General features: G+C 61.9%; 2 protein-coding genes. Both read right to left on the bottom strand.

Translation table 11 applies throughout. The features are described from left to right. On the bottom strand, window positions 1–158 hold a 158-nt coding region (locus ACG04Q_RS25570), incomplete at its 3' end, for an ATP phosphoribosyltransferase regulatory subunit (protein WP_394514704.1). A 119-nt stretch (window positions 159–277) separates the two neighbouring features. Continuing rightward, a partial coding sequence (locus ACG04Q_RS25565) for a DUF2065 domain-containing protein (protein WP_394514703.1) occupies window positions 278–467 on the bottom strand: 190 nt, incomplete at its 5' end.

Genomic DNA, 467 nt, shown 5'->3' with positions numbered 1-467 from the left:
AGCAGGGAGTCGAGGTGCTCCACCAAGGGTGGCACCACCAGCTCGCAGCCGTAGGTGCGAGCCATATCCAGCAACTCGCGCCGCAGCTCTTCGATGCAGCGAGCCTGAGACGGCAGGACGTCGGCAAAGTGCTCAGGCAAGAGCCAAGCTGAGGACATGGACGAATCCAGGGGGATTAAAAACGGCATTGTACCGGGCAAGCCCGCGCCGTGGCTGCGCGAATTTCTGACAGCACAACGAAAACAAGTGCAGCCAAACTGCACGCGAGGCGGGGAGTTCAGTGCAACCAGACCAGCGCACCGAGCAGCAAACCCACCAGCACGCTGCACAAGCCCACAAAGCGCAACTGCCCATCGCTGAGCGTGAGCATGCGCTCAAACACCTCACGCCAGCCCTTGGGATGGAGCAAAGGCCCAAGCCCTTCGGCCACCAGCAGCAAGGCCAGTGCAGCCCAGATCCAGTCACTC

This window comes from Pelomonas lactea (genome assembly GCF_043555885.1).
Classification (GTDB): Bacteria; Pseudomonadota; Gammaproteobacteria; order Burkholderiales; family Burkholderiaceae_C; genus Pelomonas; species Pelomonas lactea.
This window is presented reverse-complemented; position numbering and strand designations above follow the sequence as displayed.